At 40.6% G+C, this 15199-nt stretch carries 12 protein-coding genes and 1 pseudogene; 7 read left to right on the plus strand and 6 right to left on the minus strand.

Annotated features, from left to right (window positions below):
- From V7K32_RS09580 to V7K32_RS09590, 3 genes and pseudogenes are all read left to right on the plus strand, one after another.
- A pseudogene (locus V7K32_RS09580) lies at positions 1-94 on the plus strand (photosystem II protein D1); the annotation flags it as partial.
- A 247-nt stretch (positions 95-341) separates the two neighbouring features.
- Positions 342-851 (plus strand): hypothetical protein, encoded by a 510-nt coding sequence (locus V7K32_RS09585; protein WP_334992496.1) that lies wholly within the window; start codon positions 342-344, stop codon positions 849-851.
- A 48-nt stretch (positions 852-899) separates the two neighbouring features.
- Positions 900-1787 carry a hypothetical protein gene (locus V7K32_RS09590; RefSeq protein WP_334992498.1) on the plus strand — a complete coding sequence of 296 codons (888 nt, stop codon included), beginning with the start codon at positions 900-902 and terminating at the stop codon, positions 1785-1787.
- 390 nt (positions 1788-2177) lie between these two features.
- On the opposite strand, the gene V7K32_RS09595 is transcribed toward V7K32_RS09590, so the two are convergent.
- From V7K32_RS09595 to V7K32_RS09610, 4 genes are all read right to left on the minus strand, one after another.
- Positions 2178-2897, minus strand: a complete 720-nt coding sequence (locus tag V7K32_RS09595; RefSeq protein WP_334992500.1) for a hypothetical protein — start codon at positions 2895-2897, stop codon at positions 2178-2180.
- A 233-nt stretch (positions 2898-3130) separates the two neighbouring features.
- Complete coding sequence (locus tag V7K32_RS09600) at positions 3131-3442, minus strand: RNA recognition motif domain-containing protein (RefSeq protein ID WP_334992502.1); 312 nt, start codon at positions 3440-3442, stop codon at positions 3131-3133.
- A 396-nt stretch (positions 3443-3838) separates the two neighbouring features.
- Positions 3839-4699: a 3'(2'),5'-bisphosphate nucleotidase CysQ family protein gene (locus tag V7K32_RS09605; protein ID WP_334992504.1), complete on the minus strand. Its 861-nt coding sequence runs from the start codon at positions 4697-4699 to the stop codon at positions 3839-3841.
- Positions 4700-4725: 26 nt separating this feature from the next.
- Positions 4726-5643: a sugar kinase gene (locus V7K32_RS09610; RefSeq protein ID WP_334992506.1), complete on the minus strand. Its 918-nt coding sequence runs from the start codon at positions 5641-5643 to the stop codon at positions 4726-4728.
- Between the two features lie 101 nt (positions 5644-5744).
- On the opposite strand from V7K32_RS09610, the gene rsmI reads away from it, so the two are divergent.
- From rsmI to V7K32_RS09630, 4 genes are all read left to right on the plus strand, one after another.
- The gene (rsmI, locus tag V7K32_RS09615) at positions 5745-6605 is read left to right on the plus strand and encodes a 16S rRNA (cytidine(1402)-2'-O)-methyltransferase (protein ID WP_334992508.1); all 861 of its coding nucleotides are present in this window, start codon (positions 5745-5747) and stop codon (positions 6603-6605) included.
- Positions 6606-7001: 396 nt separating this feature from the next.
- Positions 7002-7280, plus strand: coding sequence for a GlsB/YeaQ/YmgE family stress response membrane protein (locus V7K32_RS09620; RefSeq protein WP_334992510.1), 279 nt, complete (start codon positions 7002-7004; stop codon positions 7278-7280).
- A gap of 58 nt (positions 7281-7338) precedes the next feature.
- The gene (locus V7K32_RS09625; RefSeq protein WP_334992513.1) at positions 7339-8268 is read left to right on the plus strand and encodes a hypothetical protein; all 930 of its coding nucleotides are present in this window, start codon (positions 7339-7341) and stop codon (positions 8266-8268) included.
- Between the two features lie 848 nt (positions 8269-9116).
- Positions 9117-12761 carry a response regulator gene (locus tag V7K32_RS09630; RefSeq protein WP_334992515.1) on the plus strand — a complete coding sequence of 1215 codons (3645 nt, stop codon included), beginning with the start codon at positions 9117-9119 and terminating at the stop codon, positions 12759-12761.
- On the opposite strand, the gene V7K32_RS09635 is transcribed toward V7K32_RS09630, so the two are convergent.
- Positions 12735-13070: a hypothetical protein gene (locus tag V7K32_RS09635; protein WP_334992517.1), complete on the minus strand. Its 336-nt coding sequence runs from the start codon at positions 13068-13070 to the stop codon at positions 12735-12737. The two genes, V7K32_RS09630 and V7K32_RS09635, sit on opposite strands and share 27 nt — an antisense overlap.
- Positions 13071-13270: 200 nt before the next feature.
- Positions 13271-14287, minus strand: coding sequence for a ribose-phosphate pyrophosphokinase (locus V7K32_RS09640; protein WP_334992519.1), 1017 nt, complete (start codon positions 14285-14287; stop codon positions 13271-13273).
- Positions 14288-15199: the final 912 nt, after the last annotated feature.

Below are 15199 nucleotides of genomic sequence, written 5' to 3' on the forward strand. Positions count from 1 at the left end.
AATGCACGAGCGTAACGCTCACAACTTCCCCTTAGATTTGGCAGCTTTAGATGTTGCTCCTGTAGCTCTTACCGCTCCTGCTATCAACGGTTAATCATAATCTGAGATACAATCTTAACGATTATCTATAAGTAAAAGACGCTCTCCCGAAAGGGGGGGCGTTTTTGCATTGGGTTAATTGGTACATTTTTTTGAAGTGCAAAATCATGGGTGTTGCATCAAAACTAGACCGCTATAGTTCAGAAATTAGTCAATAATTATCAAAAAGTAAATTTTACAGGTAATAATTGCTAGCAGCGCAGATAATTGCCTCAAAGCTCAAGTATAAGGAGAAACCAGGAATGATTTTACACCGTGGGCGTAGGGTAGTAGCTGCTTTGTTGCTGTCAGTTTTACTACTGACAACAGCCTGTACTCCAAAAGCACCTGGACGTTTTGACCAGGCGCAAAAAGAAAGCACTCAACAAAAAAGCGGTCAAGCGGTTGCTAAGAGTGCAACTCAGGGTAGCGAATTTAATAAACTTTTCCCTGATGCAGGCGATGGCTACCAGCGCGTCTATACCCAAGAGAAAAAAGGCTTTGCGGAAGCGAAGTTGAAAAAAGGCGGTAAAGATATAGCCTTGCTGTCTATTTCTGATACGACAAGCACACCTAGTACAGTAGCAAAGTTCTCAAAAAGCACCAAAAAAATTGGCGGTTATCCCGCAGTAGAAATTGGTAAGACGCAAACTGCAATTTTGGTAGGTAAGTACCAAGTAAAAGCACTTTCCCGCGATCCGTCATTTACAGCTAGCGATCGCGCAGATTGGCTAGAGAAGTTTAATCTTAATGGTCTGGCTAAACTGAAATGATTTGTACTACGAACATTCAAATAACAAAACCTAAATAAGGAGATTTTTGTGAGCAAATCAATTGTTGATTTAGTTGATCAATTACCAACCGGTGGCTTGACCATTTCTATGTTGAATTCTCTCGATTTTGTTGCTCCTGGCCAGTGGCAAAATACTGTCGGCTTTGTCAACACCATTAAGACTGTCACTGGCGAAGACGACGAAGATTTAATTCAGCAAATTGGTGAAAGAGCGGTTTATCTATTCAACGACAAATCTCAAGGATACCAAACAGCCTTGTGGTTATATCAAACCGTTGATGGTACAGATAAAGCACTTGGTGCAGCAGCTTTAGCTAACAAAGTTGGTGAGAAAATTCCATTGTTTGGTTTTTTAAACTCTGTCACTCCCAAACCTGATAAAGCCCAAACCATTGATTTGACATTAAAATTAGTCGCTGAATTGGTAGCCTTTTGTCAAATTAACGGCATTCCTGGAGATAGTATTGGGGATTTTGTCGCCTCTTTAGGTGAGTATAGTGGTGAGTCGCTTATCCGCATGGTGGCATTAGTTTGCGTTGATGGTTTGATCCCTCTGGGGCCAGACTTTATCAGTAAAGCAATATCTGGGCTTAATCAGACAAATCCACAGGAGTTAGAACAAAACTCGACTTTCCAAAATATTAAAGATGTGATTCCAGGCAACAATGCTGGTAGTAAACTCAACTTTATCGGCGAAAGTTTTGACTCAGTTAAAGGTTGGATGAGTGGGTTAGTCAACGCAAATAATTTAACGCCACAAAAAGTTGTCCACAACTTGCAAAATTTTGTCGATATTGCCGATGACAAGTTAGACTACCTCGCAGCATTCCTAGATGTAGCAACAAATTACTATGAACATACTGGCACGCAAACTTTAGCACGTCGCTTGATTGAACGGGCGGTAGCTGAGATTTAGGTTGATTGGGAGTGGGGAGCAGGGGAGTAGTAATTTTAGATTTTAAATTTTGGATTTTTGATTAAATTTTAATTTAAAAGACGCTCGCGGACTCGCTCTAAGCGAAGCTATGCCGTACCACTTCGTTGAAGCAAGCTAGCAAGAGCGTCTCGAAGAGAAGGCTTTACGCTGCGCTATCGTCAATTTTAAATTGAATTGCCCAATGCCCCATGCACCATACCAATTAGGGGACTGACAAATAAAAAAATGTTCCAAAACTGACGCAAAAACTCTCTCTATTTCTTCTCTCTGCGTTCTCTGTGCGGCAGTCGCTCATGGGCGAAACCCCCAAGACCGCGCTGCCTTGTCTCTGTGGTTCGTTTATTGGAATAATTTATTTCTTGGAAGTCCCTAGGGTAAACGCAAATCTGCTGCGATCGCATACAAGTAAGGTTGAAAAATAGCTAAGTTTTCCAGTTTGTCAAACTTACCTGTTTGTGAGCCTGGGTCAAAGGCAGTGGTAATTACGTAAAGTTTACTGCCATCAAAGGCAACATGACCGATATGTTGCTCTTGTACTCCACCTTTTTGCTTGAGTCCGGCGAATCCATAGCGGATTCCCTGAAGCTTACCAACGGCTACTGGTTCGGGTGGGTAGGTTAAGAAAGTAATCTCTTTTCCATATTCACCTTGACGATCTTTAGCAAACGCAGCGTAGTGGTCTGCAACCCAAGCTTTGAGTGCTGCTAATATCTGAGTTTGGTATTTAGAACTTTGGTAGTCCACTTGAGAACCAGGTGGAATCCCGGCTGCTACGAGTTTCTTTTGGAAATCCTCGTTGTTTGCTAATGGGTAAACGTTAATCTCAACTGTACCCAAAAGTTCTCCTTTGGACGAGACACACAATAAAGGCACATTTCCCTTACAAGGAGCAACTTCCCAGGTCGTTGGAACAGGAGTATTTCCCAGAATTTTCTGCCAAATATTTCCCTCATTAGCGTTAGTAAGTTTCGCAATGACAGAGGGTTTTTCCACTTTGGGTGCAGAAAATTGAGAAAAAATAAATTTTGCTCCCACTGGGATTAACATCAGCAAAATAAGACCTAATAATAAATGATAAAGTCGTAACATTTTCTTGAAAATCCAGAGCCAAGGGTTGCAGACTAACAATATTTACAATACTTTCTTAGATGTTTTTTAGCTTATTGCAACCTACCCTTAGATTTATAAAAACTAATTACAACAAAGGTTTCTAATTTTTATCTAGCGAGATCATACGGCATAGCTATAAAATATTCCAGCAGAGTCAAGCCAAAGGCTGCACTCTGCTGGAGACTCTAAATGTGAAATTTTTAGGAATCGACTTAGTAGCGATTATTGTTGCGGCGGGGATTAGCGCCATCCCAGCTACCACGAGAGGAGTTACTTCTTTCCTCACGAGGTTTAGCTTTGTTCACTTTCAAATCACGCCCCATCCACTCAGCACCATCAAGTGCATCAATGGCAGCTTGTTCTTGTGTGTCTGATTCCATTTCCACAAAAGCGAACCCACGCGGCCGGCCTGTTTCCCGATCTGTGGGTAGTTGAACACGACTTACTGTTCCGTATTCTGCAAAAGCCTGCTTTAGGTCATCTTCTGTAACCTGATAGGACAGGTTCCCGACGTAAATTGACATAGAAATCTCCGAATTCAGGGAGTGTAGAGACTTAAATTCGGAGAGACACTTTTTATAAATTAAAACGAGTTACTCAACCGAAAATAATCTTTATATCGATGAGTCTAGCACGACATTCAGCCTTTGAATATCGTCTTATTGTGAATTTTATTCACAAATCAAACCTTAAGGGTAGGTTTGTAGACTTCTCCAAAGACTAGCTTTTGTTGCTTGTATTATAAAAGTTACACTTGAAACAGGAAATCGCAATCAACTAGCGATCGCCCTGGGATTTAGTGTTTTGAAAATTAAGCTGCGGACTCAGGCGTAAAGATTATTATCGTTAGTCAGGCTAATCATAACATGGCTAACTCTTTTCAAAGCAAATTAAAAAATATTCATCCTCAAATGCCCCATTTAGCTATGCTCGAACTGCCCTAAAATCCTTTCTGCTTCTTTACACAGCACCTCGTGATATTCGCCGTTACTAGCCAGCAAACCTCCCCATTGATTGATATCACCGGTGTTATAGTGCAACGGAGTAACGTCAAAGTGGGTAAATTTACCACCGGCTTCTGTTAAAATCAGTTCTGGCGCTGCCATATCCCAATCTTTGGGCGCAGACTTGCCGGAAAGGGAAATGTAGATATCTGCTTGTTGCTCAACAATGGTGGCGATTTTGCAACCTACACTACCCACAGATTTATGATTTTGACAGGGTAAATTTTGTAGTAAATAATCTAAGCGTTGGTTGCGGTGAGAGCGACTAACGACTAAGGTTAAGTCCTCAATTCGTTTACCTGATGACACTTGTATAGGAACAGAACCATCACAAGTTTCTACAAATGTACCCCCGCCTTTGGTAGCATAATATAACTTTTTAGCTTCTGGTACTGCCACCACTGCCAAAACTGGTCGTGTTTCCTTGACTAAAGCAATGTGAACTGCATAGTCTCCAGTTTTTTCGATAAAGTCTCGTGTGCCATCCAAAGGATCAATTATCCATACCCAAGGGGGGGAAGGCTGTGCTACACCACTTGAAGATTGATAGGTTTCTTCGCTGATATAAGCAAAATCTTCATTACCCAAAGTTGCTTGTAGTCTCTGCAAAATGTATTGACTCACAGCTACATCGGCAACAGTCACAGGCTCATTTTGTTTATATTGTACTTCTAAATCAGGGTCTTTTGCAGTCCCGTGATAATACGATCGCAGTATATCTGCTGCACCCCAACCTACCTCACGAGCGATCGCTAATATTTCTTTTAAGTCTTTCATTAATTTGGCCTTATTAACTTGACTACTCAGCACTTTAAATCCATCCAGCGCCGAGTGCCAAAAAATTTACAGGAATCAGCAGCAATATTAGCTGCCAGCGCCAGTGCATCAGTAAAGCTTTGTCTTAAAATGTAATTACAGAAAGCGCCGTGGAAAATATCGCCAGCCCCTAATGTATCAACCGCTTGAATCTGCGGTACATCTACGATACCAGTTTTACTGCAACTCAAGTATTTAATTGGTTTTTGTCCGTGGGTAATAACGATGTGAGGAATGTCAAATCCGCTAAGATAGCTAAAAACGTCTTTTCCAGTCTGGCAGTTAGGGGGATAAAAATTAGCCGAACAGATGGCGTAATTTACAAAAGGCAAAACTTCCTCAAATCCAGGCTTCCAACTTCCACCATCAATTACTACTGGGATATTTTTGGCTTTAGCCATTTGGACTATAGAATAACTAACCGCCATTTGATGTCCATCAATCAGTACTATATCGACATTTTGCAAAATATCTGGGGGGATAGATACGCTGTTGGCTTGAGTTTTGACAGCATTCATAGAAATTACAGCTCGTTCACCTGTGGTTTGGGTGACAATGATTGAGGAAACGGGCGGTGCTAAATCAGTGGTAGGCTCAAGGTCTGCGATCGCAACTTTGTAATTTGCCAAATCCCCCCGAATTAGCTGTGTCATTGGGTGAGAACCCACTACACCCAAGACTGTAGCCTGATTTCCTAAATGGCTGAAAGTCACAGCCGCGTTTGTAGCTGGCCCCCCTGCTGCCACACTATAGTCAGTAGCAACAATCTTCTGATTATTCTTAGGGACATCACCAAGGTAAACCAAATCTAAGGTTACTAAACCTACAAATAACCCACGAGCCGATTTTGGATTTTGGACTTCGGCTACGCTCAGTTGAACGATTTTGGATTTTTGATTATCCATTTATCATATACGTTCGTATAGGTGCATAAATTATTATTTTTAACTCCAAACTCCTAACTCCAAACTCCTAACTCGTAACTCCAAACTCCTAACTCTTACTCATGCAAACCGATCCAAAACCAAGAACACTTTACGTTGTCGGCACACCAATTGGCAATCTGGAAGATATAACCTTTCGGGCGGTGAGAATTTTACAAAATGTAGATATCATTGCAGCAGAAGACACTCGTCACACAGGGAAACTATTACAGCATTTTCAAGTTAAGACTCCCCAGGTGAGTTACCACGAACACAATCGTACCAGCCGCATCCCAGAATTATTAGAGCATTTACTTAATAATAAAGCGATCGCTCTGGTGAGTGATGCTGGAATGCCAGGTATTTCCGATCCTGGATATGAACTGGTAAAAGCCTGTATTGAGGCGGGAATTGCAGTAGTCCCCATTCCTGGGGCTAGTGCAGCAATTACGGCTTTGAGTGCATCTGGATTACCAACGGATCGGTTTGTCTTTGAAGGCTTTCTTCCAGCTAAAAGTCAACAGAGACAACAACATTTAGAATCTCTGCAAACAGAATCTCGCACATTGATTTTCTACGAATCGCCGCACCGTTTGCGAGATACTTTACAAGACTTAGCTCTTGTTTGGGGAAGCGATCGCCAAATTGTGCTGGGGCGGGAGTTAACTAAATTGTATGAAGAATTTTGGCGGGGGACAATTGCCGAAGCGATCGCTCACTATAACCAACGAGAACCCCAAGGTGAATATACATTACTAGTGGCAGGAATTCAAGCCATTCACCCCCAACTCACAGAAGAAGAATTGAAAGGCGAATTGAAACAGTTAATTAGTCAGGGGATATCGCGATCGCAAGCTAGCCGTCAGTTAGCAAAATTTACCTCCCTTCCCCGTCGCCAACTTTATCAACTAGCTCTTTCTATAGTCCTCACTCCTGAATTATGAGCAACTAGTACCGTAAGGCGGAAGTTAACCCCGTAGGGGAAGTCAAAAGTCAAAACTTACGCATAATAATTGTATTCCGAGCTTCTTGCGCCATTTGAAATGGTATGTTTATTACGCGGCCGCTCTACTAGTACCGCTTTTGTAAAATCACAATACTTGCAAAAGTGATGCTCCCAACTCTAAGTTTTGCACAATCGTAACTTAGAGTCAAATACTAAATTTACTAAATTTACTAAATTTATATATTCATCCTCAAACACAAAGGAGTGAATATTAAAATGATATCTAAAGATTTTTGATATTAGTTCTCTAGATAGATCAGAAATTTTGGAGAGAAACTTTAATATGAAATAGTGAAAGGCAAACAAATAATATTCTCAAGGAAGGAGAAATTCAATGGGTAACATAATTGCTTGGCTGGTTTTGGGTTTAATTGCAGGTGCGTTAGCTAAGTTATTTTATCCAGGAACCCAAGGTGGCGGTATTGTCTCCACAATTGTATTAGGAATACTGGGAGCAGTAGTCGGGGGTTATTTAGGCCAAGCTTTACTGGGAAGTGGTTCAGCAGCCGCCGCATCTGCTGGAGCTTTCTCGTTTGGAAGCATTTTATTTGCTGTTCTTGGCGCTATGCTACTGATTTTCCTTTGGGGTTTAGTGACTCGCCGAGCTGTGTAATTACCTCATATCAGCTAACCCTTTTGGGAATTGCTTTAAGCTGCAATAAACCGATAAAATGACATTAGAAAAAGAGCGAACAACTATAGGAGTTTTCGCTAGGTGTTCCGATATACACTTGGTACTTGAGGAATTAAAAGCTTCTAATTTTCCCATGCACAAACTTTCTGTAATTGCAGGGAATGTAGAAGAAAGCGATATTGCTAGTGTTGAAGTTAAAGATCGCACTGGCAATAATACATCCTCAGAAGATGCTGAAGCCTTTAAAAGTGGTGCTTTGGGCGGTATTACTGGCTTATTAGTCGATTTAGTCCTCTGGGTAATTCCTGGTATAGGACGAGTGATTTTAGCCGGAGCAAAAGCAACAGCGATCGCTACTACTTTAACAGGTGGGGCGATCAATGCAACCGTAGGTGATTTGCATCATGTGCTGCTAGGTCTAGAAGTTCGTAAAGAGCAAGCACAGGGTTACAGCGATTTAATTTGCAAAGGTTACTATTTGGTGATAGTAACCGGCATAGATATAGAGATTCGTCTTGCTAAAAGGATTTTTAATCGCCGTGATATTCAACAGTGGAGTAATTATGAGCCATACTTGACCCCAAATAATCGTTATAAAAATGCAGTTGCTGTTTTTTCTACACGTCAAGATACAGAAAAAGCACTTGCTGAACTAAAAATAGCTGGCTTTCCTATGGCTCAAGTTTCGGTGATTGCTAAGGATACAAACACAATGAATGGTATTACTGAGGTAGATATTAGCAGTTGCAAAGATAACTATACTACTTTAGGAATTCCTGAGGATCTAGCTAGATATTATGAACATCAAGTGACCCTTGGCAATTACTTATTGGTTGTAAATAGTACTGATATCTACATGGCAGGTGCGAGAGCAATTTTAGAGAATCACAAAATTGAAAAATTTTGTATTTATAGCCCATCTGTAGTTAATCCAACTAAAAGCGATCGCCAGGTTTTTAGTCAATAAGCTTGGGTTAATACCTAATTGTCCTTAATAAGGCTTCACCGATGAGCGTTACTTAAACGTCAATCTTAATTTTAAGAGATTTGACAGCATCTAGAAATTGTACATATTCCCGATAATTTTTAGGAAAGTATTTTTTTCCTGTAAATGATATAATCATTTAAATATATTTTAAGAAGAATTCATAAGTCAGAATCAATGGGGGATTCAGAGCCGCGACTTTATTGTTGCCCACCAAATTGGAAATTTGGTGGAGATGCAAAAACGCCGATTATTGATCAGCTTTTTCGGTTAGGGGACTTCCAAATAAAAAAATATACAGCTATTTATTGTGGGGTGGGCGACACGAGAGCCCATAGTCAAAGGCGCTCATGTTGCCCACCCGACAAGATTGGATAATTTATTTCTTGGAAGTCCCTAGAATACCCGACTGAATTCGTTCGATAAGTTGTATAAGACTTTAAGTTTGTACCCAAATAAATACTGTTTTAAAAGAAGTAAAATTAGGGCGGAACTGTATATTTAGCAGGATAATACCAATTCTGTAGGATCATGCGCTAAACTATGCTAAATCATATTTAAGTACAAGAAAGAAAAACGAACCGCAAAGGACGCATAGACACGAGGTGGCTTCCCGAAGGGTAGACACAAACAAATAAGAAGTTAAAAGGATTTGTCCTCACAAAAAAATTGTATAATACACTATATATTATAGATATTCTGGTTGAATGAGCTTATTTTGGACTTTTATATTGCTCTATTATTAAGTACAAGTATCATAGAGCAAAATCAAAAATTTCAAATCAATATAGTGCAAAAAATATCAATTGTTGGAATATCTGCCTGGAATAATGTTGAAAAGTTTGAAGATTGGAATCAAAATTGGAATTAGTTTTGCCCTAAGTTTGGCAACTCTGGCCACTATTGGTCTAATCTCCTATCAAAGCACCAATGAGCTAATTGAAACTTCGGCAAAAGAAAGCCATACCTACCAGGTCTTAAGTCAGCTTGAAGACCTCAATTTGCAATTGACAAATGCTGAGACTGGGCAACGCGGTTACATTCTTACTGGAGAACAGCGGTATTTAGACCCTTATAATACTGCCATTCAAGTACTAGATCAAAAAATCAATGAACTTCAGAGATTAACGGCAGATAACCCCAACCAACAGAGTCGGCTTGATATTTTACAGCCACTAATCACCCAAAAGCTGGCTGAACTTAAAGAAACCATTGACTTACGTCAAAAATTTGGGTTTGAAGCTGCCCAGAAGGTTGTTTTAACCGACCAAGGCAAGCAGCTGATGACTGAGATTAGCAAAGTTATCCAGGCGATGAAAACTGAGGAGAATACACTGCTGAAACAGCGTTCTGAAAAGGCACAAGCAGCTGCTCGGCAAACGATCGCCAGCATTGTATATAGTATTCCCTTATTTTCTTTAATATTAGCTTTGATTGGATTCGCCTTAACCAGACATATCTCAGCACCGCTAAAGCAAGTTTCTGATTTAGCAGAAAAAATGACGGATGGGGATTTATTGGTGAGTTTACCAGATAGCGATCGCCACGATGAAATCGGTGTTTTGACACGCACTTTCAACCAGATGATCGTTAATCTGCGAAACACAAATAAAAAAAATGACGAGCAAAACTGGCTAAAGTCTAACTTAGCTGAATTTACCCAGATGCTCCAAGGGCATCGAAATCTAGAAACTGCGTCTCGCCTGATTTTGTCAAACTTAGCACCACTAGTTGGGGCATCGCAGGGTGTTTTTTATTTCATGGACTCAAGAGACGACGAGCCTGTACTGAAAATGCTGAGTAGCTATGCTTACAAAGAGCGTAAATCTCTGGCAAATCAGTTTCGTTTGGGTGAAGGATTGGTGGGACAATGTGCCTTAGAAAAACAAAGAATCCTGCTAACAGAAGTTCCTAGTGACTATATCCGTATCAGTTCCGGGTTGGGAGAAGCCCCACCGTTAAATATTATTGTCTTGCCTATACTGTTTGAAACACAGCTAAATGCTGTAATTGAACTGGCATCATTTGCGCCTTTCAGCCATCTGCATCTGACATTTTTAGAGCAATTGAGTGAAATTCTGGGTGTATTTTTAAATAACATCGCCTCACAATTGCAAACTCAGCAACTACTTGAAAAGTCTGTTGCTTTAACAGAAGAACTGCAAAACCAGCAAGAAGAACTACAGCAGAGCAATCAACGCCTGGAAGAACAGGCGCAGGAATTGGAGGAATCGGAATTTGTTGTCAAGCAGTCTAACGAGGAATTACAGCAACTAAATGAGGAGCTAGAAGAAAAGGCAGAATTGTTAGAAGTTCAAAATCAGGAAGTTGCCCGCAAGAACCGGGAAGTTGAGCGAGCGAGGCAGTCTTTGGAAGAAAAAGCTGAACAACTGGAGTTGTCTTCTAAATACAAGTCGGAATTTCTAGCGAATATGTCCCACGAACTACGGACACCGCTAAATAGCCTGTTAATTTTAGCAAGGCTGCTAGCAGATAACTCCCTGAAAAACTTGACCGACAAACAGGTAGAGTACAGTCGGACTATCTACTCGGCTGGGACTGATTTGCTGGAATTGATCAATGACATTCTAGATTTGGCAAAAATTGAGTCGGGTACTATGTCGCTCGATATTGAGCAAATTGCTTTTGCAGATTTGGAGACATCTTTAGAGCAGACTTTCCGGCAAGTTGCCCACAATAGAGAACTTAGCTTTACTATTGAACGAGATGAAAAGTTACCACCGACAATTTATAACGACTCCAAACGTCTGCAACAAGTGCTAAAAAATCTTTTAGCTAACGCCTTTAAGTTTACCGAACAAGGAGGGGTGAAGTTACAAATTAGCATGTCTTCTGAGACAGCCCAAGTTGATAATCCCATGATTGCTTTTGCCGTTAGCGACACGGGCATAGGCATTCCACAGGAAAAGCAAAAGATTATTTTCGAGGCATTCCAGCAGGCAGACGGCACAACCAGCCGCAAGTACGGGGGAACAGGATTGGGCTTGTCCATCAGCCGCGAACTGGCTCAACTCTTGGGCGGGAGAATTGAACTAGTCAGCCAACCAGGACAGGGAAGTACCTTCACCCTCTACTTGCCCAGGCGACATGAAGGGAAGGGTAAAAATACTCCCACTCCATCACCTTCTAGGCCAATCATCTCCCTTAACGCACTATCGGCCATAAAAGAAGTGCCTCTAGTCGAAAATAGACCTACAACTGTAGATATCTCTCCATCAGCGAAAGTCGTTCCCAGCTTACCCAACGATATTCCAGATGACCGGGAAATCATTCAACCGGGCGATCGCATTTTGCTAATTATCGAGGATGATGATAAATTTGCCCGCATCTTACTAGATATGGCCCGCGAACAGGGCTTTAAAACTATTGTTGCTTTACAGAGCAAACAAGGTCTAGCACTAGCGCAACAGTTTAAGCCCGATGCAATTATGCTAGATATCCACATGCCAGAGATGGATGGGTGGACAGTGCTAGATCGTCTGAAACATAACCCAGATACTAGACACATACCAGTACACATACTTTCTGTTGATGAAAGACAGCAACGGGGATTACAACTAGGGGCAATTACCTATTTACAAAAACCCGTTTCTCCAGAAGCGCTAACTCAGGTTTTAACTGAGATTAAAGGCTTTATTGAGCGTCAGGTAAAAAATCTCCTGATCGTAGAAGATGATCCCGTACAAGCCCAAAGTATTATCGAACTGATCGGAAATGGCGATGTTCAGAGTACAGCAGTGGGTACGGGGGCAGAAGCGCTGTCGATTTTGCGATCGCATCACTTTGATTGTATGGTACTCGATCTTGGTCTGCCCGATATGACCGGCTTTACACTAATTGAGCAAATAAAGCAAGAACCCAGGCTTTTAAAACTGCCGATCATCGTTTACACCGGCAAAGAACTCAGTCGCCAAGAAGAAACGCAATTGCGGGGACTAGCAGAGACAATTATCATAAAAAATGTGCGATCGCCAGAGCGGTTGTTAGATGAAACTTCCCTGTTTTTGCATCGGGTGCAAGCAAATTTGCCTCCACCAAAGCGACAAATGCTAGAGCAACTACACCAAAACGACCCGGTGCTGGCGAATCGGACAATTTTGATTGTGGATGATGACCTCCGAAATATTTTTGCCCTCACCAGCTTTTTAGAAAGCTATCAAATGCAAGTGCTGTTTGCCGAAAATGGCAGAGACGGCATAGAGAGGCTGCAAACTAATCCTGAGATTAATTTAGTTTTGATGGACATCATGATGCCGGAAATGGATGGTTACGAAACCACCCGCACCATCCGCCAGCAACAACAGTTCCGCTCATTACCAATAATTGCTTTAACTGCTAAAGCCATGCCAGGCGATCGCGAAAAGTGCATAGAGGCTGGAGCCTCTGACTATATCACCAAACCTGTAGATACTGAGCAGTTGCTTTCACTACTCCGAGTTTGGTTGTATCGGTAAGGAGTCATCTTTTTTATTAGCCTTTTCCAAGAGAGCTTTTCCATACTCATTACATTCTAAAGAATCCTCAAAAATAGGAACTCCCATTTTTTCAAGATACCTTATGTATATTCCATTAAGTTGATCATCTTCAACTAAAAATGTGACAATTTTATTGTCAAATGATAAACAATATATAATTCCAATGTTTAATTTAGGTGTACCCCAAATATAATAATTTTCTATTAAACCGAACTGTGTAAGATAATCATGAATAAGCTCATCAGTGATTTCAGGTCTAGTTTTAATTTTAACTTTTTTAGCTTTCATATTTTTAACTTCCTATAAGAGGATGTCTGAAAACTTTTTTTGTATACACTTAACCCTTGGAGATGCTTACAATATTTAGTTTTCAAGATTCAGGTTTTTAAATAAAAACAGTAATAATTAAAAAACCCACACCGCATCCGATCAAAAGGACAGTGTGGGTAATTTATGCCTGTAACACGAATGATAATCTGTGTATCTGGCTAGCGGAACATACTACTAACTGAAGTATCTTCATGAATCCGCCAGATAGTTTCTCCTAAAAGATTAGCTACTGACAGCACCACTAGTTCGGGAAAACGATTGTTTTCTGGTATGGGAATTGTATTGGTGACAATGACTTCCTCAAACAAACCACTAGATAACCGTTCCATCGCTGGTGGAGAGAACACTGCATGAGTTGCACAGGCGTATACTTGACGCGCCCCTTCTTCACGCAGTAATCGCGCTCCTTCAGCAATCGTGCCTCCAGTGTCAATCATGTCATCCACTAAAACTGCCGTTTTGCCTTTAACATCGCCAATGATATTTAACACCTCGGCAACATTATGTGCCTGACGACGTTTGTCAATAATCGCCAGTGGGGCATCATTCAGTTTTTTGGCAAATGCTCTGGCTCGCGCTACACCGCCAACATCAGGGGAAACAACCACAAGGTCGGGCAGTTCTTTGCTTGCTAGATAATCCAGCAATACTGGCGAACCGTAAACATGGTCAAAGGGGATATCAAAATAGCCTTGAATTTGAGCCGAGTGCAAATCCATTGCTAGAACGCGGTTGGCACCTGCTTCAGTGATCAGGTTAGCAACTAGCTTGGCGGTTATTGACTCTCTTCCTGCGGTTTTGCGATCGGCACGGGCATAGCCATAGTAGGGAACTACTGCCGTCACCTGTCGCGCAGAAGCTCGACGACAGGCGTCAACCATAATCAATAATTCCATTAAATGATCGTTGACGGGTTGACAACATGGCTGGATTAAATAGACATCACAACCCCGAATCGATTCTTGGATTTGAACGTAAAGTTCTCCATCCGCAAATCTTTTGCGAATCATTGGCCCCAAGTCCATGCCCACATAACGAGCAACTTCTTGAGACAGTTGTATATTGGCAGAGCCAGAAAACAGCCGCAGGCGATGATTATCGGTGAGTCCTGTTGCAGATGGTTGCACTTTGAAAGTTGCAGAACTGAGCACAGCAGATCCTCTATGTGCATTCATAGCAATATTATCATTGGAGATTTAATAGGTTTAACCGAGAAATCGCCTAAAAAAACATTTGTGAGTTTTGTTAAAGCTTCCATACAAAATTTAAACATTTTTCCATAAAATTATCATTCGCTAACTGTCTAATTTTTTTGGCAAGCAAACTATTGATAGCTTAACGGACATTTAGTCCGTCCACTAGGTCTATAGTTCAAATTTTTTGGGTTGAGTTAAACATTGGTGTAGTAGGTTCTTCTAACTACCTCATTTATAGCTAACACTAAAGCATTTACAAATTAAGTGATATTGAAGCTTGTTTTCATACAGTATAGCAGTATAGCACCTGCGACTAAGTACCATAATTGTAGCTTATTATTCAAGACCTTACGCATTGACAAAAACGGCAATTATATAAACTAGAAGACGATAGCAGTGGAGACAACCTTACACACAATCAAATTTTTAGATAAAGATTAGATGAATTTTAAATGAAGATTTAATAAAAAGATTCTTCATCATACCTAAACATTACTTAACAAGAGTATTATCATCTAGGTAAAAATTTGTAAGTATTTGTACTAAAAAAATTTTAATTAAATCTAGAAAAATTGTTCGCTCTAATTCTCCTGAGACATAAAAGTGGGAAATACTTATGGACTCTCGACGTAATTCGGTAGCAGAAAAATCTTTATCTATTTGTTTTAATAGTGATTCTTTTGGCTATTTTCCTGCGCTTTTTTCTGTTGCCAAAACCAAAATCTGTAATTTTATTTGGTCATCCCGGATTATTTAGATACTACGGTGACTTTCAAAGTCTGAATGTACACGAATTTGGAAATAAGTTAAGGAAGGGGATTACTGATGAAAATTTTGCAGAAAAAATTGAGAATTTAACAAATCGCGCGGATACAGTTTTGATAGTAGTTA

Origin of the sequence: Nostoc sp. (assembly GCF_036917635.1) — a bacterium.
Lineage (GTDB): Bacteria > Cyanobacteriota > Cyanobacteriia > Cyanobacteriales > Nostocaceae > Nostoc.